Here is a 23972-nt window from a genome sequence, read left to right as displayed (position 1 = left end):
CCCGCCTTCGCGGGAACGAGCGGAGGCGTATTTACTTCCCCGCGTCCCAGGCCTTCTCCGCCACGGCGACCACGGCCGCCTCGATCCGGTCTTCCAGCGGCGTCGGCTGGGCGGTGTGCGGGCTGGCGTCGAAGTCCATGTAGGGCGAGGCGGCCTTGGTCACCGGCGCCCAGGCGGGCGCGCCCGCGCCGTTGGGGTCGCCGGTCTTGGCGAAGCGCACCCAATAGTCGCCCATCATTTGCGACACCTTCCGGTCGGTGTCGTCCCAGGTCTCCCTGTCGATCCGCGTGCCGAACAGGTAGCTGAGCTCGCCGCCGTGGTCGGTACCCTTGGCCTTGGCCCGCTCGCTCGCGGCCACCTGGTCGAAGTGGTAGGACCAGGTCGCCAGGCCCGCCGCCGCATTGCGTTGCGCCATGTAGCGCGACGGCTGGGTCGAAAGGCTCTCGGTGATCAGGTCGGACTCCGCCCCGGCCTTGGTCGGATGCTCCCGCGACGCCGCCAAGAGCTCGCCATAGGCGCCGCCCAGCCCCTGCTTGGCCACCGCGACGTTCTCGCCGACCAGGCTCGCCTCGTGGGTGTTGCCGCCGATCATCAGCCCCACCTTGAGCTGTTCGCCCCTGCGGTAGGTGTCGCCGGGCGCGCGCAGCATCATCACCCCGTCGGCCATCGGCCCGGTCGGCCCGGGCTTCAGCACCTCGGCCAGCGGGATGGCGCGCAGCTGGGCCGGGGTGGGATCGGCCAGGCCCAGGCTCTTGGTCCAGGCCGCCCCGAAGGCCTCGCCGGAGAGCGGGCCGCCGCGGATCGGCGCCGCGGCCGCCGTGCCGCCGCCGCTCTCCGAGATGGCCCGCACGAACAGGCCCTTGGCCGCCTGGGTGGTGGTCAGCATCTGCACCGCCACGGCGCCGGCGCTCTCGCCGAAGATCGTCACCCGCCTGGGGTTCCCGCCGAACGCCGCGATGTTCCGCTGCACCCACTTCAGCGCCGCGATCTGGTCCATCAGCCCGTAGTTGCCCAGCCGCCCGCCGTCGGCGTTCTCGGCGCTCAGCGCCGGATGGGCGAAATAGCCCAGGCGGCCCAGGCGGTAGTTGATGGTCACCACCACCACGCCGCGCCTGGCCAGCGCCGCGCCGTCATAGAGCGGCACGCCCGCCGCGCCGCGGGTGAACGAGCCGCCGTGGATGAACAGCATCACCGCGTCGCCGCCCTTCTCGGCCTTGGCCGGGCGCCAGACGTTGAGGAACAGGCAGTCCTCGCTCTGCGGCCCCACCTGCGCCCAGGGGTCGTCGGACAGGTGCGGCTGCGGGCAGGCCGCGCCGAACGCCAGGGCGGGCCGCACCCCGGTCCAGGCCGGGACCGGCTGCGGCGCGCGCCAGCGCATGGCGCCGGCCGTGCTGGCGGCATAGGGGACGCCCTTGAACACCAGCAGGTCGCCGGCCTGCGCGCCCGCCACCACGCCGGAATCCAGCTTCGCGGTCGGGCCGGCGGCGAACGCCGCGCCGGACAGGGCCGTCATCGCCACCGCGCCGGCGAGCAGCGTCTTCAACAGAATTCCCATCTCACTCTCACCGTCCTGGCCGGGCTTGTCCTGGCCACCCATAGACACCGCGGCCGCGGGACGATCAACGAGGCCGGCGCCTGTGGACCGTGGGAACAAGCCCAGGGATGACGGTCGAAACGGGAACCTACCGATAGGCGCGCGCCTGCATCTCGAAAAGCTCGGCATATTTGCCGCCGGCGGCCATCAGCGCCTCGTGCGGGCCGAACTCGACGATCTTGCCGCCATCCAGCACCGCGATGGCGTCGGCCATCCGCACGGTGGAGAACCGGTGCGAGACCAACAGCGTCGCGCGCCCGGCCGCGGCCCCTGAGCGGGCCTCGGCCGCGAAGCGCTCGAACATGTCGTGCTCGGCGCTGGCGTCCAGCGCGGCGGCCGGCTCGTCGAACACCGAAAGCAGCGGCGCCTCGCGGGTCAGCGCGCGGGATAGCGCGAGCTTCTGCCACTGGCCGCCGGAGAGCTCCACGCCGCCCCACTTCTTGCCCAGCAGGGTGTCGAGGCCCTTGGGCTCCATCTTCGCCAGGTCCGCCGCCCCGGCCCGGCCCATGGCCGCCGTCGCCAGCTCGCGGTCGCCCAGGCGCGGCAGGTCGCCGACGCCCACGCTCTCGTGCAGCACCACCTCGAGGTTGGAGAAATCCTGGAAGGCGCCGCTGGTCCGCGCGCGCCACTGCTTCGGGTCGATCCCCGCCACGTCCTCGCCGTCGGCCAGGATCGCGCCGCTGTCAGGCCGGTAGAAGCCGCAGAGCAGCTTCACCAGGGTCGACTTGCCCGAGCCGTTCTCCCCCACCAGGGCGATCACGCTCCCCGCCGGCAGCTCCAGCGAGACGTCGTCCAGCACCGGCTTGTCGCGGTCCGGATAGGTGAAGCTCACGTGCTCGACCCTCAGGCCGCGGGCCAGGACGGCGGGCGGCGCCGCCTCGCCGGCCGCCGCCTTGGCGCTCTCGTCCGAATAGTCCACCAGCCACAGGAACCGCTCGGCGGTGGTCATCAGCATCTGCACGACCTGGGTGAACTGCAGGGCCTGGGTCATCTGCATGATCAGGCCGGTGGCGAGCGTCGCGGCCAGCACCACCCCGCCGGGTGAGACGGCGCCGGTCGAAGCGCGCACCACCAGCCAGGCGATGGCGCCCACGCAGCCCAGGGTGAAGATCGCATCGCCGCCCGCGGACCACAGGGCGCCGCCCCAGGTCGAGCGGATGTTCAGGTCGCGGGTGAGGTCGGTGCTCTTGCGGTAGCGATCGGCCAGCTCCTGGCCGAGGCCGAAGATGCGGATCTCCTTGCCGGCCGCGGGCGATGTCGCCTGGGCGAAGATGTGGGCCCGCAGGCGCATGGGCTGGACGTTGTTCTCCTGGGCGGCGACGGCCAACTGGCGCGCCTTGCGCCCGGCCCAGGCCCGCGGGATCGCAAACAGCGGCAAAACCGCCAGCCACGGGTCGATGCCGATCAGGATCACGAAGGTCCCGCCCAGCATCACCCCGACGCGGATGATCAGGCCTATGGCCTGCATCCCCTGGGCCAGGGCCTGGTTGGCGTTGCGGATCAGGGTGATCTTGTCGGCATAGGCGGGCCGATCGGCGTATTCCAGGGTCGGCATCCGGGTGGTCAGCCGGACCAGCTCGGTGTCCAGATGGACGGCGATCGCCTCGGTGACCCGCGGCGCGAGCTGGCCGTAGGTCAGGAAGGCGATCCAGCTCATGCCGCCGGTGATCGCCAGCACCAGGCCGGCCGTCAGCGCATGGGCGTGGTCGCCGCCGGCCGCCGCCTGCACAAGGTCCTTCAGCTGATAGGAGCTGAACAGCGTCAGGCCGGCGCCGACCAGTTCGGCGGCCATGGCGGCGCTCGCCCGCCCGGGGGCGGCGGCGAAGCCCAGCTTCACCATCACCGCGATCCCGCGGGCGAATTCGCGCCAGGTGAGCTTGGGCGCGGTCTTGTCGCGGACGAACGCCTCGCTCACGCCTTCACGTCCTCGGGCGCGTCGACGAAGCGCTGCGACTGCAGGGTGAACATCTCGGCGTAGCGGCCGCCCTTGGCCATCAGCTCATCGTGCGACCCCAGCTCGATCACCTTGCCGCCCTCCAGCACGCAGATGCGGCCGGCCCGGCGGACCGTAGAGAAGCGATGGGAGATCAAGAGCGTCGTCAGCCCCTTGGTCAGGTCCAGGAAGCGGTCGTACAGCTCGGCCTCGGCGCGCACGTCGAGGTTGGCGGTGGGCTCGTCGAGGATCAGCACGCTGGCGCCCGCCTCCACCGCGAACAGCGCCCGCGCCAGCGCGATCCGCTGCCACTCCCCGCCCGACAGGTCGGCGCCGCCCTTGAACTGGCGCATCAGGGGCGTGTCCCAGCCGGCCGGCAGGGCCTGGATGCGCTCCAGCACGCCGGCCTTGGCCGCGGCCCGGTCCAGGGCCGCCTGGTCGTGGGCGATGGCGAGGCCGCCGAAGCCCACGTTGTCGCGCGCCGGCAGCCCATAGCGCAGGAAGTCCTGGAAGATCGCCGCGATGCGCCGCTGCCAGTCCGCGGGATCGACGCCCTTCAGGTCCTCGCCGTCGACGCGGATGGCGCCCTCGGTCGGGTCGTAGAGCCGCGCCAGCAGCTTCACCAGCGTGGTCTTGCCCGCCCCGTTCAGCCCCACCAGGGCCATGGAGGTCCCCGCCGGGATGACCAGGTCCAGGCCCTTCAGCACCGGCTGGGCGGCGCCGGCATAGGTGAAGCCCACGCCTTCGAAGCGGATCTCCTTGGCCGGCGCAGCGTCGGGCAGGGGCGGCAGGGCCGGCCCTTCCGGCGGCTTGGTGCGCGCCTCCAGCTTCAGGATCGCCGGCAGCGCCAGGAAGCCATGGGCGATGATGTGGTCGGTTGGGCCCATGCCGCCCAGCGCGCCCAGGCCCATCACCGCGCGGATGTAGACCGTCAGGGCGCCGATGCCGATCGCGCCCGAAGCGGCGTCGGTGGCCAGCAGGCCATAGATCACGGCGTTCATCGCCATCACGCCGAACGAGGCGGCCAGGGTCCACTGGAAGGTCCTGACCAGGGCCGGGCGGCGCGCCGCCAGGCCGCCGCGCCATTCGCCGCGCAGCCGTTCGGTGATCCAGCCGCCGAGATCCATCAGCCGCACGTCCTTGGCCGAGGCCGGTGTGAGGGCAAGGTCGCGGAAATACTGGCCGCGCCGCACCGTGGCGGTCTGGCCCAGCGCCGTTTCGGCCACCTTGGCGTAGCTGCGGCGGCTGACGGCCGCCGAGCCCATCAGGGCCGCGGCCAGCGCCACCGCCGCCCACCAGTGATAGCCCACCAGCAGCACGCCGGCCCCGAAGGCGGTGAGTGTCGTGGCGTATCGCGTGCCGATCAGCTGGGTGAGCGCGGTGCCCGGCGTCAGGCCCGCGACCCCGATGCCCGAGTTCACCTGCGAGATCAGGTCGGCGACCTTGGGGTCCTCCAGGTGCTCGATGCCCCACGGCCGGTTGACCGCCGCCATGGCCCGCTGGCGCAGGTGCGCGTCCAGCCGCCAGCCCATGGTCGTGGCGACCGCGGTGCGGATGCGCGGCGCGAACTGCAGCAGGATCATCAGCCCGCCCCAGGCCGAGAGCGCCCACAGCGTCTTCTGCCCGGGGGCCGACGAGAGCCCGGCCTTCAGGGTCGCCGGCAGGTAGCCGATCAAGGCGCCCAGGGCGACCATCTCCAGCGCCGGCAGGGCCGCACCCACCACCAGCAGCGCCATGACCGTGGGGAACCGCCAGCCGGTGACGCGCGCGGCCATCCGCAGGCCACGCATCTGCGGCGTCGTCCACCAGTCGCCGAGCACCTTCCGCGGTGAGATCATCGAGCCCCCGAGCTACGGCCGGAGGCTATCCGGCGGGCGAGACACTGAAAGACGATTTTAACATACAGGGTCTGTGATTCTGGCGCGCGGTCGGGACATGGTTTCGAGTGCAACTTTTTTGCGGCGAATGGGCCTATTGCGCCTTCACCCGCAATGACTTAGGTCCCGCCGCTCTGTTCGGGGAAGAATATGGCCGATACGGGCGCAGGATCGCAGACGCCGCCGACGCTGGATGAGGTGCGCAGGCGCATCGACGCCATCGACGCCGACCTGCTGCGCCTGGTGGTCGAGCGCGCCTCCCTGGCCAAGACGGTGGCCGCCGCCAAGGCCGCGGCCGGCGACGGCGGCAAGTTCGGCCTGCGCCCCGGCCGCGAAACCCAGCTGCTCAAGAAGCTGCTGGCCGGCCCGCGCAACGGCGCGCGTCCCGGCCTCATCGTGCGCATCTGGCGCGAGCTGATCGGCGACAGCCTGGCGACCCAGGGGCCGTTCGCCCTGGCGGTCTGGGGCGGGCGCGATCCCGGCCGCGCCGTCGAGGTGGCTCGCCTGCGCTTCGGCGCGGCGCCGTCGCTGAAGCAGGTCGCCAAGCCGGAGGAGGCCATCGCCGCGGCCAAGGCCCTGGGCGGCGTCGGCGTCTGCGCTCTCACTGCCGACAACGCCTGGTGGGCCCGCCTGCTGGCCGAGCCGAAGCTCAAGGTCTTCGCCGCCCTGCCCTGCCTGGCCGCCTGGGGGCCGCTCTCGGCGCTGGCGGTTGCTGAGGTCGACGTCGAGCCCACTGGCAGCGACAACACCTTCTGGGTCACCGATGCGGCCCAGCCCGCCAAGGCGGTGGAAGAGGCGCTGTCCCGCGATGGCGTCGCCGCCACCCTGCTGGTCGAGACCGGCGGGGTGAAGCTGTTCCTGCTCTCCGGCTACTACCAGCCCGACGACCCGCGCCTGAAGCGCGCGCCCGGCAAGCTCTCCGGCGTCATCGGGGCTGCGCCGCAACCGCTGGACGTCTAAGGTCCAACCTCCAAGGGGGAGACCGGCATGGCGGGCCTGAAGGACAAGCGCGGCTTCATCGACAGGGACCGCCTCGACCTTTCCGAGCGCAAGGCGGTGGAATACTGGATGAAACGCTGGGGCGTCACCCGCGACCAGCTCACCGCCGCCCACCGCAAGGTCGGCCGCCTGGTCAAGGACATCGCCGCGGAGCTGGGCAAGCGGCGCTAGGGCGGAGCCCGGCCGGCCCCGGGATCAGGGCGGCGCCGTGCGAAGGCCATCGGTGATTGCCCTCGCATGTTGAGCGGCTAAGTCGGTGAGAGCCGGAAGCTCCGCATCGACGTCACGGAAGACCTCCCGGAAGATCACGCCGGCCATCATAGGCCCAAAGATGGAGAAGGCGTACAGCTTGGGGTCCCCGGCCCTGACCTCGCCCCGCGCCTGGGCGCGGGCGATGGCTTTGGTGAGCAGGCCCAGCATCTTGGCGACCACCTCGTCGTGCCAAACCTGGGCCAGGTCAGGGAACGATCGCGCCTCGGCGACCAGGATGCGGATGATCGCGGCGATCGGGCTTTCGCCAACCCGCGCCGCCTGCGCCAGGAGCAGCGGAATGAGGTCATCCAGAGGGCGGTCCAGACCCGTCGCGGCGGCTTCGAACCCCGCGAAGTTGACGCTGAGCACGTCGCGCGCGACGGCGCGGAACAGGTCCTGCTTGCTTGGGAAGTAGACGAAGACCGTGCCCTTGGCGACGCCGGCCCGCCGGGCGACAGCCTCCATCGTGGCCCCGCCGAAACCTTCCTCCGCGAACACCTGCATCGCCGCGGCGACGATCTCGTTCGGCCGGGCCGCCTTGCGGCGCTGCCGGCGGCGGGGCGCCGCGTCGCTCTTCGCTTCCGTCATCGCCACATCTATCCTCTCTATTGACCACGTGGTCAATATCTTCCACGATTGGCGGATGAGGACCCTGGCTCCCATGGCGGTGGCGGCTCTGGCGCTGCTCGGAGCGTGCGCGACGCACGCGCCGTCCGGCGTTCCGGCGGTGTCAGTCCCGGCGTCGTTCAGCAAGGGCCCGTCAGGGCCTGTCACCGGCGAAGCCCAATGGTGGACGGCCTTCAACGATCCGGTCCTGACAGGGCTGGTGACGCGAGCCCTCGCAGGCAGTCCTGAAGTGCAGCAGACCCTGGCCCGGGTCCGCGAGGCGCGCGAACAGGAAGCGATCACCCGCGGCGGCCACGGCCCCCAGGTCAACGCATCGGCCCAGGCGTCGCAAGCCCGGCTCAGCAGGAACGCCCTGCCCTCGGCGCTGAGCGGCCTGTTTTCGGGCAATCCCGGACAAGGCGGATCGGGCGGCGGCATCGGCTTGCCCGGCGAGGCCTTCACCACCTACCAGGCCGGTTTCGACGCCTCCTGGGAGCTTGACATGTTCGGCGGCCAGAAGAGCGCCGACCAGTCGGCCCACGACCGCGCGGAGGCGGCGTCATGGTCGGCCCGCGACGCCCGGGTCGTCCTGACCGCCGAGGTCGCCAATACCTACCAGCAGTATCGGGCGCTGCAGCGGCGCCTGGCGCTCGCCGACCAGGTCCTGGCTACGCAGCGCGAGGCCCTGGACTTTCTCCAGGTCCGCGCCCGAAACGGGCTCAATATGGACAGCGACGTGCGCCAGCAGGAGCGCGCGGTCGAACAGGCGCAGGCGCAGCGTGACGACCTGGCCGCGCAGACGCAGGCGCGCCTACACGCGCTCTCGACCCTGCTGGGCCTCTCGCCCAACGCCCTGGCGGGCGAGCTGGCCGTCGCGCCCAATGCCGCGCCGACGCTGGTGGACGTCCCGCCCGGTCTACCGTCGGAGCTGCTGAAGCGCCGGCCCGACATCCGCGCGGCCGAGCGTCAGGTCGCCGCCGCGAATTCCGACGTCGGCGTCGCCACCGCCGACCTCTATCCGAAGGTGACCCTGACCGGGGCGTTGCAGCTCGCCTCGCGCTCCCTGTCGAACCTGCTGGAGAACGACAGCCTGCAGGATAACGCCTCCGGCCGCATCTCATTGCCGCTCCTCAATCGCGGCCGTCTCCACGCCACCGTGCGGCTGCGCCAGGCCCAGGCCGACGAGGCCGCGGCCGCCTACCGTAAAGCGGTCTTCGGGGCGTTGCGCGACGTGGAGGACGGCCTGACGCGGCTCGACGCGGACCGCCATCGGCTAGGCCAGCTCAAGGCGGCCACGGCCGCTGCCAGCGACGAGTCCGACGCCTCAGTGGTCCGCTACCGCAACGGCCTGATTGCCGCCGGCGACATGCTGAGGGCCCGCCAGACCTGGCAGGCCGCCTGCGACGCCCAGATCCAGGCGGAGGCCGCCGCCGCCCAGGACATGGCCGCGCTCTACAAGGCGCTCGGCGGCGGCTGGGATGACCGCCGCACCTTAACCCACGAGGACAAGCCGAATGGCCATGGCGCCTGAAGCTCCAGCGCGCGCTCAGCGTCGCATCCCGGCCCGCGCCGTCGCGGTCGCGGCCCTGATCTTGGTGGCGGCCGGTCTCGTCTGGTTCTTCGTCGCAAAGTCCGGCCACAAGAGTAATGTGGCCTTCACCGGCTATGTGGTGAGCGACAACGTCTACATGTCCTCGCCGGTGAGCGGGACACTGACGGCCGTAGCGGTGAAACGCGGCGCACGGGTCGCGGCCGGGCAACTCCTGTTCCGCGTCGATCCCACGGTCCGCGCCGCCCAGGCCGATCAGGCCCGCGCCCAGATCGCCGGCGCTCAGGCCGCGGTCGCCCAGCAGGAGGGCGCATTGGCGCAGGCGAAAGCGAACGTCGCGGCGGCGCAAGCCGACGCGGACCGGAGCGAGGCCCAAGCCCGGCGGTTGGCCGGGGCGCAAGGCGAGAAGCCGGGGTCGGTGGCGCAGTTGCAACTCGACCAGGCGCAGGCCGCCTACAAGGCGGCGCTCGACAAGCGCGACGCGGCGAGCGCCCAGCTCCGCTCAGCGTCGGCGGCGGTCGACGCCTCCCGCGCCCAGGTGCGGCAAGCTGAGGCCGGTCTAACCTCGGCCCAACGCCAACTGAGCGACCTTGCTCCGGTGGCGCCCGGCGCGGGCCGGATCGACGACATCATGTTCAAGCCCGGCGAGAGCGTCGCGGCCAATGCGCCGGTCATCTCCATCGTACCGGACGGCGAGGTGAGGGTGCGCTTCTACGTCTCCGAGGCCCAGGTCAACGCGTTCAAGCCCGGCCGCCGGGTGGCGATCGCGTGCGACGGCTGCGCGGCCGGCATGACGGCCACCGTCGACTTCGTGGCTTCGCGGCCGGAGTACACGCCGCCGGTGATCTACAGCCTCGATGCGCGCCAGAAGCTGGTCTTCATGGTCGAGGCCCTTCCGTCCGACCCCCGCGCGCTGGTCCCCGGCCAGCCCATGGACGTGGCGCCGAGCGCCAAGGCGCTGCCGTGCAAGTGAGCAAGGCCCCAACCACCGCGGCCATCGACGTCCGGGGGCTCAACAAGAGCTTCGGCGACAAGCACGTGGTCCGCGACGTTTCGATCCGCGTCGAGACAGGGCGGATCACCGGCTTCCTCGGCCCCAACGGCGCCGGCAAGACCACGACGCTGCGCCTGCTCTGCGGCCTGCTCACCCCCGACAGCGGTGAGGGCCAGGTGCTGGGCCTGAATTTCCGCACGCAGAGCGACGCGATCAAGCGCCAGACTGGCTACATGACCCAGCGCTTCTCGCTCTACGAAGACATGACCATCCAGGAGAATCTGGACTTCGTGGCGCGGGTCTATGGCCTCGACAACATGAAGGGTCGGGTCACTGGAGCGCTCGATCATCTCGGCCTCGGCGACCGCCGCGACCAGCTGGCGGGCGCGCTTTCCGGCGGCTGGAAGCAGCGCCTGGCGCTGGCCGCCGCCACCCTGCACGACCCGAAGCTGCTGCTGCTCGACGAGCCCACCGCCGGCGTCGACCCCAAGGCGCGGCGCGAGTTCTGGGACGAGATCCACGACCTGGCCGACCAAGGCCTGACCGTGTTGGTCTCCACCCACTACATGGACGAGGCTGAGCGCTGCCACGACATCGGCTACATCCTGCACGGTCAGCTGATCGCCCGCGGCACTGCGCAGGAAATCATCGCCAAGTCCGGCCTGGTGACCTTCAACGGCGAAGGCCCAGACATCGGCCGGATCGTCCGCGACCTGGAACACAAGCCGGGCGTTTTAAGCGCATCGGCCTTCGGCGCCGCGGTGCATGTGAGCGGCACGGACCGCGCCGCGCTCGAGCGCGCCATCGCGCCCTACCGCAAGGCGCCTTTCGCCTGGACCGAAGCCAATCCGTCGCTGGAAGACGTGTTCATCCAGCTGATGGGCGACAAGGCCGACGACCGGTACGCCGCATGAAACCCTTGTCCCTCGCCCGCATCGTCGCGGTGATGATCAAGGAGTTCACCCAGCTCCGCCGCGACCGCATCACCTATGCGATGATCCTGGTCATGCCGCTGATGCAGCTCCTGCTGTTCGGCTACGCGATCAACACCGATCCCCGCCACCTGCCGGCCGCCGTCATCTCCTACGATCACGGCCGCTTCGCCAATTCCGTGGTCGCGGCGCTGGAGCGAACCACCTACGTCGATGTCACGCATCTGCCGACCTCTGAAGCTGAGATGGATCGCCTCATGCGCCGCGGCGAAATCTCGCTCGCGCTGACCATCCCGCCGGATTTCTCGGAGCGCGTGCTGAAGGGCGACAAGGCCCAGATCCTGGCCGAGGTCGACGCCACCGACCCTCAGGCCGCCGGCGGCGTGGCCGCGGCCGCCGCGAGCCTGCCCGCCAACGCGCTCGCCAACGACCTCAAGGGCGCCGCAGCGAGGCCTACAGGCGCGCCGCCGTTCGAGGTCGTGGTTCACCGGCTCTACAATCCGGAAGCCATCACCTCGTTCAACATTGTGCCCGGCCTGCTTGCGCTGATCCTGTCGATGACGCTGGTGATGATGACCGCCATGGCGGTGACCCGCGAGGTCGAACGCGGCACGATGGAAAGCCTGCTCTCGACGCCGGCCACGGCCTTCGAGGTGATGATCGGCAAGCTCGCGCCCTATGTCTGTGTGGGAGTCATCCAGACCGTCATCGTCCTCACCCTCGCGCGGCTCCTGTTCGACGTGCCCATGGCCCAGACCCTGGCCGGCTGGTTCGCCCTGTCGGTGGGGATCGTGCTGTTCATCACCAGCAACCTGGCGCTGGGCTATCTGATCTCGACGGTGGTCACGAGCCAGCTTCAGGCCATGCAGATCTCGATGTTCTACATGATGCCGTCGATGTTCTTTTCCGGCTTCCTGTTCCCGTTCCGCGGCCTGCCGGGCTGGGCGCAGTTCATCGGCGAGGGAATCCCGATCACGCACTTCCTGCGGGTTATCCGCGGCTCCCTGCTCAAGGGCCAGGTGCTGGGCGACATGACGCCGGACCTGCTGGCGCTCGGCGCGTTCCTGATCGTTGTGGCGACCCTCACCATCGCGCGGTCGCGAACCACGCTGGATTGAGATGTGCCTAGCGCGCCGCGCTCTTCCCCGGCGCCCCGCTGCCCAGCGCGAACACCACCACCGCCGGCTCGCCCTTCGGCGTCGCGGCGGTCCCGCCGCGGGCGCGGCGGAAGGCCTGGTAGCGGCGCGACAGGTCGCTGATGTGGTTGTTGCGCAGGCCCGTCACCACGGCCACGTACTGGGTCTTGCCGACCGCGTAGGTGATGACGCTGGAGCTCGGATAGTTGTCCAGCGGCGCCTGCCACAGCAGCGTCCCGTCGCGGTCGTCGAACGCCTTCAGGGCCGGGTCGAGGTCGCCGGCGAACACCAGGCCGCCGGCCGTGGCCAGCGCCGAGGTGGAAACCGGCGCGGGCAGGTCATGGCGCCAGCCGAGCTTGTGACCCTTCAGGTCCATGGCCTGCAGCCGGCCCATCATGCCGCTCTTCACCGCGTCGGGGTGGTCGGCGTTGCTCATGCCGACGCCGGAGCTCAGCAGCTGGTAGCCGGTGGGCGGCCCGAAATTCACGCACCACAGGGTCAGCGGCTCGAACAGCAGCCCGCTCTTCGGATTGACCGAGGTCGCCGGCCAGGACCGCGCCCCCGACGGGCCCGGGCAGATCAGGGTCGTGCGCGTCAGATCCGGCATGCGCACGGGATCGATGGTCTTCGCCCCGGTCCTGGGATCGATGCCTGAGATGACGTTCTGGGCGCCGGCGTCGATGGAGAACAGATAGCCGCCGGTCCGGGCGTCCAGCGCGTCCAGGATGCCCATCTTGCCGATGGTCATCACCACCCGGCGCGGCCGGCCGTCGACGGTCATGGTCGTCAGGGTGCGCTCGAACACCCAGTCGAGGTCCCACTGGTCGTTCGACAGGTGCTGGTAGTGCCAGGCGAGCTTGCCGGTGTCCGGGTTCAGGGCCAGCGTCGAGTCGGTATAGAGCGCGTCCTGCGTCGTGCCGGCCACGCCGGAGGGCTTCAAGAGCGGGCCGGTGTCGTAGGTCTGGCCGACGCCGAAGTAGACCAGGTTCAGCGCCTTGTCATAGGTGCCCTGGTCCCAGACCGAGGCGCCGCTGCGCTTATCCAGCGGCAGGCCGTTCCAGCTGTTGCCGCCGGGCTCGCCGGGCCGCGCGATGGTGTGGAACCGCCAGAGCTCCTTGCCGGTGGCGATGTCCATCCCGACGATGAAGCCGCCGCCCGGCGCGCCGCTGGCGGTGACGCCCTGGATCACCTTGTCGCCGACGATCAAGGGTGCGCTGCGCAGCACGAAGGCCTTGCGGTCGGCGGCCGGCGCCTCGATGGCGATCTCGTGGTCCCAGACCTTCTCGCCGGTCCGCGCGTCCAGCGAGATCACGTGCAGGTCGGAGGTCGGCACGAACACGCGCCCGCCCGCCAGCGACAGCCCCATCTTCTGGTTGGACGGCAGGGCGGGCTTGTAGGTGCGCCGCCACAGCACCGTTCCGTTCGCGGCGTCCAGCGCCACCACCATGTCCGGGCTGGTCTGCAGGAACATCACCCCGTCGTGGACGATCGGGGTCGGCATGCTGGGCCCGCTGGGCAGCGGCGCGCGCCAGGCGGGGCTCAGGGTCTTCACCGTGGCGCGGTTGATGGCCGTCAGCGGGCTGAAGTTCTGGCCGTCATAGGTGCGGCCCCACTGCAGCCAGTCGCCCGGCGAGGGGTCGCCCAGCATGGCGGCCGACACGGGGCGCACCTTGGCGAGCTCGGCCGCCGCCGCCGCGCTCGGCGCGACCGGGCCCGGGGCGGGCGCGGCCGCGAACTGGGCCGCCTGCACCTGGGCGTTGCGGCCGGTGATGAAGGCGGCCACGGCGTTCATGTCGCCGCCCGTCAGGCCCGCCGCCATCGGCTTCATGATCCCGCTGCTCAGGGCCTCGACGATCTCCAGGTTGCTGCGGCCGCGCAGCTGCTCGCGGCTGGGCGCGCGGGCGACCGGGGGTTCGTGGCAGCTCTTGCAGCGGGCCTCGAAGATCGCCGCGCCGCCCGTCCCCAGCGCCGGCGTGCTTTCCTGGGCCATGGCCGACCCGGCCAGCAGCGGAAAGGCGCTCAGCAAGCCGATCCAGATCCTCTTCCCCTTGCGGGAAGAGGTGGCCTGCGAAGCAGGTCGGAGGTGGGGTCTCGCAAACATCTCAGCCTCGTTCCCGCCGTCGCCGGTGCGGATAGCGGAGCGCGACCCCACCTCCGTCAGGCATCCGCCTGACACCTCCTCCCACAAGGGGAGGAGGACCCGGTTGAGACGCCCCCGCCTTTATCGATCGGCCCCTAGTTCGACGCCACCGGCCGGGCGCCGCTCGTGGATTCCGACGCCGTCTGCTTCGGCCGCACCAGGTTGGGCCCGCGCACCATGGCGGCGGCCAGTTCGTCGGCGTCCAGGAACCCGTCGTGGTTCTTGTCCAGCTTCGCGAAGGCCGCCAGCAGCCGCTGGCCGGACTGGCCGCGCAGCTCCGACGGCTCCAGCTTGCCGTCCATGTTGGCGTCCAGCGCGCCCATCAGCTGGCCCCTGGCCATCAGCTGGTCGTAGTCGCCGTGCGGCTTGGCCACCGTCTCGCCCACCCAGCGGTAGTGGATGAAGAAGGCCAGCATCTCGTCCGTCGTCTGCTCGCCGAAGGCGATGTTCTTCTTGGGGTCCGGGTTGCCGTGGTTGCGGGTCGAGTTGTCATAGGTCCAGCGGTTGATGATCCGCGACCCGGCCGGGACCATGATCGGCTTTTCCAGATAGAACTCGCACTGCCAGTTGAAGTCGTAGCGGGGCACCGCCAGCACCATCTCCTCATGCCCGTCGGGATAGCGGATCGAGACCGAGGTCGAGCCGCCGCGCACGTGGGCGTGCGCCGTCAGGCCATAGACCAGCATGTCCTTGGGGATGTCGGCATAGGACAGTTCCGGGTGGTATTCCTCGCCGGCCGGAATGGTGATGCCGGTGCCGTACACGCCGTAGGTGCGCATCGGGTACTTCGGCTCCTGGCCCTTCGGGTAGAAGTAGAGCCCGAGCTTGGTGGCCTCGGTCGTGGGCTTCCCATAGGGCGTGTAGTGGGTCTGCATGTGGATGTCGGCGTTGGCCGGCACCCAGACGCCCATGTCCTTGGGCACCAGGTTGATCACCCGGCCCGGGCCCTGGCCGCCGACGCCGCCGGCGGCGGCCTCCTGGCGGATCATCGTCCCGTTCTCGCCGGGCGAGGACAGCGTCGTGGTGACGTGGTGCAGCACCTTCTTGTCGGTCACCAGGAACTCGCTGGCGCGCAGCCAGCGGCCCTCGGTCAGGCCCGAGGCCACCACCGGGTTCTGGTAGGGCAGCACCCCGGTGGCCGGCACGTTCACCGGCGGCAGGGCCAGCACCACGTCCGGCGTGCCCAGCTTCCAGGGCGGGGCGTGGAAGCTCTGCTTGGCCAGCGGGTCCTCGCCGCTCCCGCGCGGGGCGCCGCCCTCGATCCAGTGGACCATGGTCTTCAGCTGGTCGGACGACAGGCCCTCGTTGGGCGCCCAGTGGCCGACCGTCACGTCCGGCTGGAACGGCGGCATGCGGTGGGTCTGCAGCACCTCGCGGATCATCGGGGCGAAGCCCTTGATCTGCTGATAGCTGGTGAGCTGCATCGGCCCCTGGCCGCCGGGCTGGTGGCAGACCACGCATTTGGACTGCACGATCGGGGCGATGTCCTTGGCGTAGGAGATCTCCGACCAGCGGGCCTCGCCCTTCTGCGGATAGGCGATGGCCTCGCCCCTCGCGGGCTCAGCGCCCAGGGCGGCCGGATGGCCGGCCACCAGGGCGTCCAGCGTCTTGCGCGCGGCCGCCGAGCCCACCGGCCCGCGGAAGGCGATGCTCCAGTCCTTGGGATTGAGCACCAGCAGCTCGGCCGAGCGGGTCAGCCCCAGGCTCTCGCCCACCAGCTGCTCGTAGTCGAACAGCACCGGGATCCCCAGGCCCGCGGCGGCCGGGTCGGCGGCCAGCTTGGCGCGCGTGTCGCCCAGCCGCGGATCGATCACCAGGAAATCCACGCCCTGGCTCCCATAGGCCGCCTTCAGCGCCGAAAGCGCCGGCGCGTCGGCCCGGAACTGGGCGTCGCCGGCGGCGTAGGCCACCAGCACGACGGCCTTGTCGTCGTCCATCTTGTAGAGCCGGCGCCCGATGAAGTGCTGGTCGGGAAGCTGGAAGTCGCCGACCCGCTGTGGCCCCGGCGCGTTCAGCGCCGCGCCCTGGCTCGCCGAGCCGCCCGACAGGCCGAGCAGCGCGCCGGCCACGGCCACTGCGGCCATCTTCATGGATTTCGCCATCCCCGCCTCCCATTGGCGACCGCGTTTGACTTGCGGCCTTTCCAAGCGTCGGATCCTCGGTGAAGCCTAGGCCGATTTATGGTGAGGTCTAGTCTTCGTCCGCCGCGCGAAGGAGCGATCCGATGAAGCAGACAGTCCGGGGCCTCATCGCCGGCGCGGCGCTCTGGGCCCTCTGCGGCGCGGCCCTGGCCGCCCCCGCCTACCGCGCGCCGCGCGCCGTCGACGGCCAGCCGGACCTGCAGGGAACCTGGACCAACGCCAGCCTGACCCCGTTCGAGCGGCCCCCGGCGCTGGGCGAGCGCAAGGTGATGACCGCCGATGAGGTCAAGGCCATCGAGGGCCGCCGCGCCGCGGTCATCGCCGCCAGCAACGCGCCCACCAAGGCCAACGTCGACCTCAACAAGCTGCCCTGCTACGCCGCCAACCTGATCGACAGCGGGGCCACGCCGGACTGCGGCTACAACGCCTTCTGGACCGACCATGGCGATGCGGTGATGCGGGTCAACGGCGAGCCCAGGACCTCGCTGATCACCGTCCCGGCCAACGGCCGCATGCCGCCGCGCCTGCCGCGCAAGCCGGGCGCGCCGGCGCCGGTGCGCGGCGTCTATGGCCGCGCCGGCGAGAACCCGGAGAACCAGACCCTGGCCGAGCGCTGCATCACCTCCTTCGCCAACCACGCCGGCCCGGTGATGCTGCCCAGCTTCTACAACTCCAACTACCAGATCGTGCAGGGCCGCGACGCCGTCGCCATCCTGGTGGAGATGATCCACGACGTGCGCATCGTGCGGCTGAACGCCCGGCACAGCCCCACGCGGTCGTGGTACGGCGATAGCATCGGCCACTACGAGGGCGACACCCTGGTGGTCGAGACCACCAACTACAATCCGAACGAGGCCCTGTTCGGCGGCTCGCCCAACATGGTGGTCACCGAGCGCTTCACCCGGGTCGGCCCCACCCGCCTGCGCTACGAATTCAAGGTCGAGGACCCCACCGTCTGGGCCACCCCGTGGGGCGGCGAATACGAGTTCTCGCCCGCCAAGGGCCCGGTCTACGAATACGCCTGCCACGAAGGCAACTACGCCCTGCCCGACATCCTGTCCGGCGCCCGGGCGGCGGAAGCGCAGGCGCGCAAGGCGGGCGCTGCGGCTGGGGGTGGGGCGGCGTCGCAGCGGTAGGGGTGGCGGTCGTCGGCTTTGCGCCAGGAGCGGACATTGGAATCGATCCCGAAAGCGGACGTTCTCAAGCTCACCCGCGCGTCACGTGACAAGGCAAGCTGACGACCGGCACAAAGGAGTTCCTCCAGGGAGAGCGTCGGCTAGATCGATGGCGAAATCCACCGCGGTTCACTTGAGGCGATAGTCCAGTCTGACGCCCCAGGTGGCGGGCATGCCGGCAAAGCGGACGGTGGTGTCCAGATCGTGGTTCGCCGCCGTCCAGTAGTAAGCGTTGGTGACGTTGCGGCCGAACACCGAAAGCCGCCATGCGCCGTCGTGGCTCTCCACGCCGGCCCGAAGATCGAGCAAGGTATAGGCGTCGATCTTGAGGAGCGGCAGGTCGCCGAGCTGGCTGTTAGTGGAGCTCTGGTAGGTGACGTTCCCGCCGACAAATCCGTCCAGCCGGTCGTTCAGCGCCCAATGATAGTCGATGCTCGAGACCAGCTGCCACTTCGGCGTGTTGGGGAACGCCTCGCCGTTGAAATCGGTCAAGGCGCCATTGGGGTCGTAGTTGGTGAAGTGGTTCAGGATTTCGGAGTGGATGTAGGAGCCGCCGGCGCCGACGTCCAGGCCGCGGATCGGCGTCCAGTTGAACTGCAGTTCGGCGCCGGTGATCGCCGAGTGGGGCACGTTGACCAGCTTCAGCAGCGGGCCGAATACCGGGTCCAGCACCCGGCCCAGGATCTGCTTGTCGTCGTAGTCGTCGTGGAAGGCGGCGCCGTTGAGCTGCAGCCTGCGCGCCACCAACGTCGCCTTGAAGCCCGCCTCGTAGGCGAGCACGGATTCCTGCAGGGCTGGCGCGAACTGGCTGGCCGCGCTGGCCGCCAGGTCGGGATAGCCGCCGGCTTTGTAGCCCTTGCTGACATTGGCGTAGAGGAGCACCCCATCGTGCGGGGCCCATTGCGCGCCGGCCCGCCAGGAGACGTTGTTCTGATCCAGCGTTGAGCGAACCAGCCCCGGGACCAGCCCCGGAGCTGCGGTGATGCAGCCGCCCGGCGCGATCGGCGGATTGGCCGGCAGGCCGACCGCCGCGCGGGAGACATTGTAGAGGAATCCGAAGTCCTCGGCCGCCACGCCGTTGCCGTTGTCGCCAGTGCAGCCGTTGAACGCATCTCTCGACTGGGTGTAGCGGACGCCGCCGTAGATCTTGACGGCCCCGGTCAGGTCATAGTCGGCGCTGCCGAACCCCGCGGTGGTGGTGGCGTGCTGGTTGTCCATGTCGCGGAAGGCCGCGTAGAGCGGCAGGCCGAACGGCACGAAGGTGAAGGCCGGCGTGCTGTCGGGAATCTGCAGGAAGTTGGACTCCAGCACCCGGTCGTTCGCGTCGTTGAAGCCGACGACGAAGTGTCCGCGGTCCATCAGCTTTCCGGCGATCCGCGCCTCCTCCGACCAGGAGGAGATCTCGCCGCGGGTGAACTGGTTGAGGTTGGAGAGCGCCGTGCCGTCGAGGTCCTGGAGCTGCCGCTCGGAATAGCGGCTGTAGGAGGTGATCGAGGTGAAGGTCAGGTCGTGCGGCAAGCTGTAGTCGATCCGCAGGTTGGCCTGCCCGAAGTGGTTGTTGCGATGATAGTTGTCGCCCGGATCGAAGTCGGCGGCGGTGGCCTTGTGCGGCGATAGCGGATAGGCCGACAGGTCCGCGATCGCGGCGGCTGCGGCAGGGATGCTGGGGGACACGCCGATGAGTTGCCCGGCCTGGAGCTCTGAACCATCGACATAGCCGTTGAGGTTCAGCTGGACCTTTAGGTCCGCGTCCGGCGTCCAGGCCAGGATGACCCGACCCGAGGTGAAATCACCGGCGCCGGTTCTTGCGCCCGTCGTGTAGCTCCGCTGCCAGGGGTCCATCTGGGTGTGATCGATCGCGACCCGCGCCTGCAGGGTGTCGGCGACGGGGCCGCTGACAAACCCGCCGACATCGACGGCGTTGTAGCTGCCGTAGCTGGCGTGCGCGCCCGCCTGCAGGGCCGCGGTGGGCTTGGCGTCGATGTAGTTGATCGCGCCGCCCGTGGCGTTCTGGCCGAACAAGGTGCCCTGCGGCCCTTTCAGCACCTCGACCCGTTCCAGATCCAGATCGGCCCCGCGCGTCTCGATGGCGAAGGGTATCGGCGCCTCGTCGGTGTAGATGCTGACCGTGGGCCGTCCGCCCAGGCTGTTGTCGCTGAACCCGACGCCGCGCAGGGTGTAGATCGGTGAGCCGACATAGGAGTCGGCATAGGTGAAGGACGGCGTGATCTTCACCAGATCGCGGGCCTGGTCGATGCCCAGCGCCTGGAGCTGGGCTCCGGTGGCGGCGACGATCGACATCGGCACCTGGTTGACGCTCTCCTCCCGCTTCTCGGCGGTCACCACGATCTCCTGAACGGAGGTCCCGCCGTTGGCGTCGTCCGCGGCGCGCGCCGCCGGCGCCGCCATCAGGACGGCCAGCGACGCGCCGGCCAGCAACAACGCGGGTCTCGCGCTCCACCCAGCGCTTGCGCCGGCGGCATGCCACCGGGCTTCGGTCCTGCTGAGCGCAGCCATGGCGTTTCCCCTTGTCTGTGTCGGCCGATCGTTGACGGCGGCCGCGTGATTTATTCGACGATTGCGAATGTGCGCATATCGTCACGTCGAGAATTGTGTGTCAATATATTCGACACAAAAGTACGGAGCAGGTAGAAGCTGTCGAAGAATGAGGGATGACGCCAAGCCTTCCGCCGACGTGGGCGGCGCGATCGATCCGCCGCCGTCGCCGAAACGGCGCGGCCGACCGTCGAGGCATGGGCTGAAGCGCGAAGCCCTGCTGGAAGCTGCCGCCGGCGCCTTCAACGCGCAAGGAATCGCGGCCACGTCCCTGGCGGAGATCGCCGAGCGGCTCGGCCTCTCGCGGGCCTCGGTCTACTATTACGTCAACGATCGGGCCGAGCTGGTCTTCCAGTGCTATCAGCGGGCCTGCGAGCTGATGGCCGAGGACCTCGCCGCGGCTGGCGAAGCTGGAACCGGGCTCGAGAAAACCCTCGCCTTCATCAATCGTGCGCTCACGCCAGGGCGGGCGCCGACCGCGGTGCTCAGCGAGGTCAACTACCTGTCACCGGCGCATGCCGAAGTGGTGCGAACCGCCAACGACCGCAATGTCGCCGCGCTCATCGGCTTCGTGGAGACCGGTGTGGCCGACGGCAGCATCCGGCCCTGCGACACCGAGGTGGCCGCGCAGACCATCATCGGGACCCTGGCCTGGGGCCGGCTCTCGCCGCAATGGATGGAGGACAGCCGGGGCCGGAAATTCCAGGCTCGGTTCCTGGCCGCGGCGATCGACCTTTTGACTTCGGGCCTGACCACCGACGCCGTGCGGCGCTTCGAAGGACCGATCGACGCCGATCAGTTCCTGCCCAAGCGCTTCAACCCCTTCGACCGGCAGGACGCCTCGGACATGCGGATCGAGCAGCTGTTGACCGCAGCCTCCCGGCTGTTCAACCGCGACGGCATCGAAGCAACCTCGCTGGACGAGATCACCGCCTCGCTCGGGGCGACCAAGGGCGTGCTCTACCACTATCTGCGCGACAAGACCGACCTGGTCGCCCGTTGCTATGAACGCGGCTTCGATCTCTTCGAGCGCTTCGCTGCGGCGGCCGACGACCACGGCGGCGATGGGCTGGAGCGGGCGCTGATCGGCACCCATCTCAACGTCCAGGCTCAGGCCGGCGCGTTGACGCCGCTGGTGCCCCAGCCCGGCCTCGACGCCCTGCCACATCCGCGACGCGACGCGCTTGTGGCGCGCGCCCGGCGGTTGGCCCTGCTGTTCGACCGGCTGTTGCGGCGCGGGGTCGCCGACGGGTCCTGCCGCCCCATCGACACGCGCATGGTCGCCCTGATCGGCGCCGGCGGCTTCGCCTGGTTGCCCAAGTGGCTTCCGCCGGACGATCCGCGCGGACCCCGGCGGTTGGCCGACGAGATCAGCGACATCTACTTCCGCGGCCTCAAGGCTCGCTGAAGACCAGACCAAACGGGAGGACCACGATGAGCACGGTCATCAGTGGCGCCGTAGCGCCGGGTTTCGAGAGAGTTCGCGATGAGTTCGCGGCCAATTTCGGACGTGACGACGCCTATCGCGAGGTCGGCGCATCGCTGGCGGTCTATCGGGGCGAGGCCCTGGTGGTCGACCTGTGGGGCGGCTGGCGCGACGCCGAGCAGACCACGCCTTGGACACCTGACACGCTGGTCAACGTCTGGTCGACCACCAAGGGGGTGACGGCCATCGCCGTGGCCCGGCTGGTCGATCAGGGGTGGCTCGACTACGCGGCGCCGGTCGCCCGCTACTGGCCGGAGTTCGCCCAGAACGGAAAGGCCGAAATCACCGTCTCGCAGCTGCTGTCGCACCAGGCGGGATTGCCGGGGTTCGACGCGGCGACGGCGCTGGCCGACTTCTACGACTGGAACACGGTGACCGGACGGCTGGCGGCCCAGGCGCCGATGTGGCCGCCGGGGACGAAGAACTCCTACCACGCCATGACCTTCGGCTTCCTGGCCGGAGAGCTGATCCGCAGCGCTTCGGGCTTGAGCGTCGGCCAGTTCCTGGCGCACGACGTCGCCGGTCCCCTGGGCGCCGACGTCTTCATCGGCCTGCCCCAGGCGGAAGAGGCCCGCGTATCGCCGCTGATCGCGCCTCGGATCACCGCGGCCTTCGACCTGGACGCCATGGCGCCGGAAGCGCGCGTGGCCCTGACCAATCCCTTGATGGAGCCGACCCTGTGCAACGCGCGCGCCTGGCGCGCCGCCGAGGTTCCCGCCGGCAACGGCCAGGCGAGCGCGCGCGGTCTGGCCCGCCTCTACGCCGCGATGGCCAACGGCGGATCGATGGACGGCGTGCGGCTGATGGGCCGCGAGACCGTCGAGGCGATGATCGAGGTCCAGACCGATCGGGTCGATGTCCTGCTGGGCGTCGCGCCGCAGTGGGGCCGGGGCGTCACGCGCAACGGGGTCGGGGTCTTCGGACCGGAACCCGGGGTCTTCGGCCACGCGGGCTGGGGCGGATCGTTCGGCTGCGGCGATCTCAAGACCGGGCTCGCCGTTGGTTATGTGCTCAACCAGATGGGCGACCGCGTTGTCGGCGACCCCCGATCCGTCGGGCTCTGCGAGGCGATCTATGCCTGCCTCTGAGCTGACTGTACCCAGCGGACGAAATCAGCCGCTAGTTTGTCGGACTGACGGGGCGCCAACGCTCTAGATGGAGCCCTACAACCGCCCCCTCCGATCATCGTGATTGGAAGGGAATCCGTTTGCCGGACCCGGCGTCGCCCCTATAGGCGAGACGTCAGGCCGCGAGAGGGACCGCGATGAAGACCCAGATCACCGAACTGTTCGGCATCGAGCATCCGATCATCCAGGGCGGCATGCACATGGTGGGCTATGCCGAGATGGCGGCCGCCGTGTCCAACGCCGGCGGCCTGGGCATCATCACCGGCCTGACCCAGGGCAATCCCGAGAACCTGACGAAGGAAATCGCCCGGTGCCGCGAGATGACCGACAAGCCGTTCGGCGTGAACCTGACCTTCCTGCCAGCCGTTACCCCGCCGGACTATCCGGGCTTCGTCGACGCGATCATCAAAAGCGGCGTCAAGGCGGTGGAGACCGCCGGCAACAATCCGCAGAAGTGGCTGCCAGCCCTGAAGGAGGCCGGGATCAAGGTGATCCACAAGTGCACCTCGGTCCGCCACTCGCTGAAGGCCGAGGCCATTGGCTGTGACGCGGTCAGCGTCGATGGTTTCGAGTGCGGCGGCCACCCGGGCGAGGACGACGTCGGCAACTGGGTGCTGCTGCCCCGCGCCGCCGAGGAGCTGAAGATCCCCTTCGTGGCGTCGGGCGGCTGCGCCACCGGCAGCCAGCTGGTGGCGGCCCTGGCGCTGGGCGCCGAGGGCATGAACATGGGCACCCGCTTCATGGCGACGAAGGAAGCGCCGGTGCATGAGCATGTGAAGCAGGCGATCCTGGCGGCCAGCGAGCTGGACACCCGCCTGATCATGCGCCCGCTGCGCAACACCGAGCGCGTGCTGACCAACGCCGGCGTCGAGCGCCTCCTGGAGAAGGAACGCACCCTGGGTTCGGCCATCACCTTCGCCGACATCGCCCCGGAAGTGGCGGGCGTCTATCCGGCGATCATGAAGAAGGGCGAGATGGATGCCGGCGGCTGGAGCTGCGGGATGGTGGTGGGCCTGATCCACGACATCCCGACCGTGAAGGAGCTGATCGACGGCATCATGGCTGAGGCCGACGCGATCATCCACAAGCGCCTGGATCGCTTCGCAAGCGCCACGCGACCGGTGGCCAACACATGACCCGAACCTTCATTGCAGTTTCGACTGCAGGGTACGCGACATGGAGGGCAAAGCCATGGCGCTCTACGGCGGCGAAGCCGTCCCGCGGATCTCCGGCATCGCGACCGTGGGCGAGCGCTGCGCACCATCGCCAAGCGCGCGCGATCAGCTAGCTTGCACTGCACAGCTCGTTTTACGGCGGAAATGCGCCAAAACCCGTCCAAACCCCTTCCGCCCCTCCGCGCGCTCCGGCCTCCTCCCGCCCCCACCCACACCGCCCCAAACCCCCACGCGGCAAAGGCTGGCCTTGGACCTCCTGCGGGCGGCGTGTAAGAGGCGAGCCCGGCCCCGGAACGCCTT

General features: G+C 70.0%; 17 protein-coding genes. 10 read left to right on the top strand and 7 right to left on the bottom strand.

Annotated elements, in window-relative coordinates:
• Positions 1-31: 31 nt before the first annotated feature.
• The 3 genes from VGL85_RS21315 to VGL85_RS21305 all read right to left on the bottom strand — a co-directional run bounded on the left by VGL85_RS21315 (position 32) and on the right by VGL85_RS21305 (position 5365).
• Positions 32-1555, bottom strand: coding sequence for a carboxylesterase/lipase family protein (locus VGL85_RS21315; protein WP_331591052.1), 1524 nt, complete (start codon positions 1553-1555; stop codon positions 32-34).
• Positions 1556-1682: 127 nt separating this feature from the next.
• Positions 1683-3509: an ABC transporter ATP-binding protein gene (locus tag VGL85_RS21310; RefSeq protein ID WP_331591051.1), complete on the bottom strand. Its 1827-nt coding sequence runs from the start codon at positions 3507-3509 to the stop codon at positions 1683-1685.
• Positions 3506-5365, bottom strand: coding sequence for an ABC transporter ATP-binding protein (locus VGL85_RS21305; protein WP_331591050.1), 1860 nt, complete (start codon positions 5363-5365; stop codon positions 3506-3508). The genes VGL85_RS21310 and VGL85_RS21305 overlap by 4 nt, the downstream gene beginning before the upstream one ends.
• Before the next feature lie 189 nt (positions 5366-5554).
• On the opposite strand from VGL85_RS21305, the gene VGL85_RS21300 reads away from it, so the two are divergent.
• Complete coding sequence (locus tag VGL85_RS21300; protein ID WP_331591049.1) at positions 5555-6364, top strand: chorismate mutase; 810 nt, start codon at positions 5555-5557, stop codon at positions 6362-6364.
• 27 nt (positions 6365-6391) lie between these two features.
• Positions 6392-6574 carry a DUF3606 domain-containing protein gene (locus VGL85_RS21295; RefSeq protein ID WP_331591048.1) on the top strand — a complete coding sequence of 61 codons (183 nt, stop codon included), beginning with the start codon at positions 6392-6394 and terminating at the stop codon, positions 6572-6574.
• A 24-nt stretch (positions 6575-6598) separates the two neighbouring features.
• Here VGL85_RS21295 and VGL85_RS21290 read toward each other — a convergent pair whose 3' ends face one another.
• On the bottom strand, positions 6599-7408 hold the full coding sequence (locus VGL85_RS21290) for a TetR/AcrR family transcriptional regulator (protein ID WP_331591047.1): 810 nt from the start codon (positions 7406-7408) through the stop codon (positions 6599-6601).
• On the opposite strand from VGL85_RS21290, the gene VGL85_RS21285 reads away from it, so the two are divergent.
• From VGL85_RS21285 to VGL85_RS21270, 4 genes are read left to right on the top strand one after another with little or no spacing between them, the layout of a single operon-like run.
• Positions 7299-8792: an efflux transporter outer membrane subunit gene (locus tag VGL85_RS21285; protein ID WP_331591046.1), complete on the top strand. Its 1494-nt coding sequence runs from the start codon at positions 7299-7301 to the stop codon at positions 8790-8792. The two genes, VGL85_RS21290 and VGL85_RS21285, sit on opposite strands and share 110 nt — an antisense overlap.
• Positions 8776-9783 carry an HlyD family secretion protein gene (locus VGL85_RS21280; protein WP_331591045.1) on the top strand — a complete coding sequence of 336 codons (1008 nt, stop codon included), beginning with the start codon at positions 8776-8778 and terminating at the stop codon, positions 9781-9783. Before VGL85_RS21285 ends, VGL85_RS21280 begins: the two co-directional genes overlap by 17 nt.
• Positions 9780-10718, top strand: coding sequence for an ABC transporter ATP-binding protein (locus tag VGL85_RS21275; protein WP_331591044.1), 939 nt, complete (start codon positions 9780-9782; stop codon positions 10716-10718). The genes VGL85_RS21280 and VGL85_RS21275 overlap by 4 nt, the downstream gene beginning before the upstream one ends.
• Complete coding sequence (locus VGL85_RS21270) at positions 10715-11854, top strand: ABC transporter permease (protein WP_331591042.1); 1140 nt, start codon at positions 10715-10717, stop codon at positions 11852-11854. The genes VGL85_RS21275 and VGL85_RS21270 overlap by 4 nt, the downstream gene beginning before the upstream one ends.
• A 7-nt stretch (positions 11855-11861) precedes the next feature.
• Here the strand turns inward: VGL85_RS21270 and VGL85_RS21265 are convergent, their stop codons facing one another.
• Both VGL85_RS21265 and VGL85_RS21260 read right to left on the bottom strand, forming a co-directional pair.
• Positions 11862-13898, bottom strand: a complete 2037-nt coding sequence (locus VGL85_RS21265; protein ID WP_331591041.1) for a PQQ-binding-like beta-propeller repeat protein — start codon at positions 13896-13898, stop codon at positions 11862-11864.
• A 209-nt stretch (positions 13899-14107) separates the two neighbouring features.
• Positions 14108-16114 (bottom strand): hypothetical protein, encoded by a 2007-nt coding sequence (locus VGL85_RS21260; protein WP_331591040.1) that lies wholly within the window; start codon positions 16112-16114, stop codon positions 14108-14110.
• A gap of 122 nt (positions 16115-16236) precedes the next feature.
• Between VGL85_RS21260 and VGL85_RS21255 the strand changes: the two genes are divergently transcribed.
• On the top strand, positions 16237-17289 hold the full coding sequence (locus VGL85_RS21255; protein WP_331591039.1) for a hypothetical protein: 1053 nt from the start codon (positions 16237-16239) through the stop codon (positions 17287-17289).
• 168 nt (positions 17290-17457) lie between these two features.
• On the opposite strand, the gene VGL85_RS21250 is transcribed toward VGL85_RS21255, so the two are convergent.
• Positions 17458-19770: a TonB-dependent receptor gene (locus VGL85_RS21250; RefSeq protein ID WP_331591038.1), complete on the bottom strand. Its 2313-nt coding sequence runs from the start codon at positions 19768-19770 to the stop codon at positions 17458-17460.
• A gap of 223 nt (positions 19771-19993) precedes the next feature.
• Between VGL85_RS21250 and VGL85_RS21245 the strand changes: the two genes are divergently transcribed.
• The 3 genes from VGL85_RS21245 to VGL85_RS21235 all read left to right on the top strand — a co-directional run bounded on the left by VGL85_RS21245 (position 19994) and on the right by VGL85_RS21235 (position 23633).
• Entirely contained in the window at positions 19994-21292 is a 1299-nt protein-coding gene (locus tag VGL85_RS21245; RefSeq protein WP_331591037.1) for a TetR family transcriptional regulator, read from the top strand.
• Positions 21293-21318: 26 nt separating this feature from the next.
• On the top strand, positions 21319-22458 hold the full coding sequence (locus VGL85_RS21240) for a serine hydrolase domain-containing protein (protein WP_331591036.1): 1140 nt from the start codon (positions 21319-21321) through the stop codon (positions 22456-22458).
• Positions 22459-22634: 176 nt separating this feature from the next.
• On the top strand, positions 22635-23633 hold the full coding sequence (locus VGL85_RS21235; RefSeq protein WP_331591035.1) for a nitronate monooxygenase family protein: 999 nt from the start codon (positions 22635-22637) through the stop codon (positions 23631-23633).
• Positions 23634-23972: the final 339 nt, after the last annotated feature.

The sequence above is a fragment of the Phenylobacterium sp. genome (assembly GCF_036501465.1).
GTDB lineage: Bacteria > Pseudomonadota > Alphaproteobacteria > Caulobacterales > Caulobacteraceae > Phenylobacterium.
This window is presented reverse-complemented; position numbering and strand designations above follow the sequence as displayed.

Excerpts from the sequence above, each read along its gene's own strand:
- VGL85_RS21315 (WP_331591052.1), bottom strand. The coding sequence starts at position 1,555 with ATGGGAATTCTGTTGAAGACGCTGCTCGCCGGCGCGGTGGCGATGACG.
- VGL85_RS21305 (WP_331591050.1), bottom strand. The coding sequence starts at position 5,365 with ATGATCTCACCGCGGAAGGTGCTCGGCGACTGGTGGACGACGCCGCAG.
- VGL85_RS21300 (WP_331591049.1), top strand. The coding sequence starts at position 5,555 with ATGGCCGATACGGGCGCAGGATCGCAGACGCCGCCGACGCTGGATGAG.
- VGL85_RS21295 (WP_331591048.1), top strand. The coding sequence starts at position 6,392 with ATGGCGGGCCTGAAGGACAAGCGCGGCTTCATCGACAGGGACCGCCTC.
- VGL85_RS21285 (WP_331591046.1), top strand. The coding sequence starts at position 7,299 with ATGAGGACCCTGGCTCCCATGGCGGTGGCGGCTCTGGCGCTGCTCGGA.
- VGL85_RS21280 (WP_331591045.1), top strand. The coding sequence starts at position 8,776 with ATGGCCATGGCGCCTGAAGCTCCAGCGCGCGCTCAGCGTCGCATCCCG.
- VGL85_RS21270 (WP_331591042.1), top strand. The coding sequence starts at position 10,715 with ATGAAACCCTTGTCCCTCGCCCGCATCGTCGCGGTGATGATCAAGGAG.
- VGL85_RS21260 (WP_331591040.1), bottom strand. The coding sequence starts at position 16,114 with ATGGCGAAATCCATGAAGATGGCCGCAGTGGCCGTGGCCGGCGCGCTG.
- VGL85_RS21255 (WP_331591039.1), top strand. The coding sequence starts at position 16,237 with ATGAAGCAGACAGTCCGGGGCCTCATCGCCGGCGCGGCGCTCTGGGCC.
- VGL85_RS21245 (WP_331591037.1), top strand. The coding sequence starts at position 19,994 with ATGAGGGATGACGCCAAGCCTTCCGCCGACGTGGGCGGCGCGATCGAT.
- VGL85_RS21240 (WP_331591036.1), top strand. The coding sequence starts at position 21,319 with ATGAGCACGGTCATCAGTGGCGCCGTAGCGCCGGGTTTCGAGAGAGTT.
- VGL85_RS21235 (WP_331591035.1), top strand. The coding sequence starts at position 22,635 with ATGAAGACCCAGATCACCGAACTGTTCGGCATCGAGCATCCGATCATC.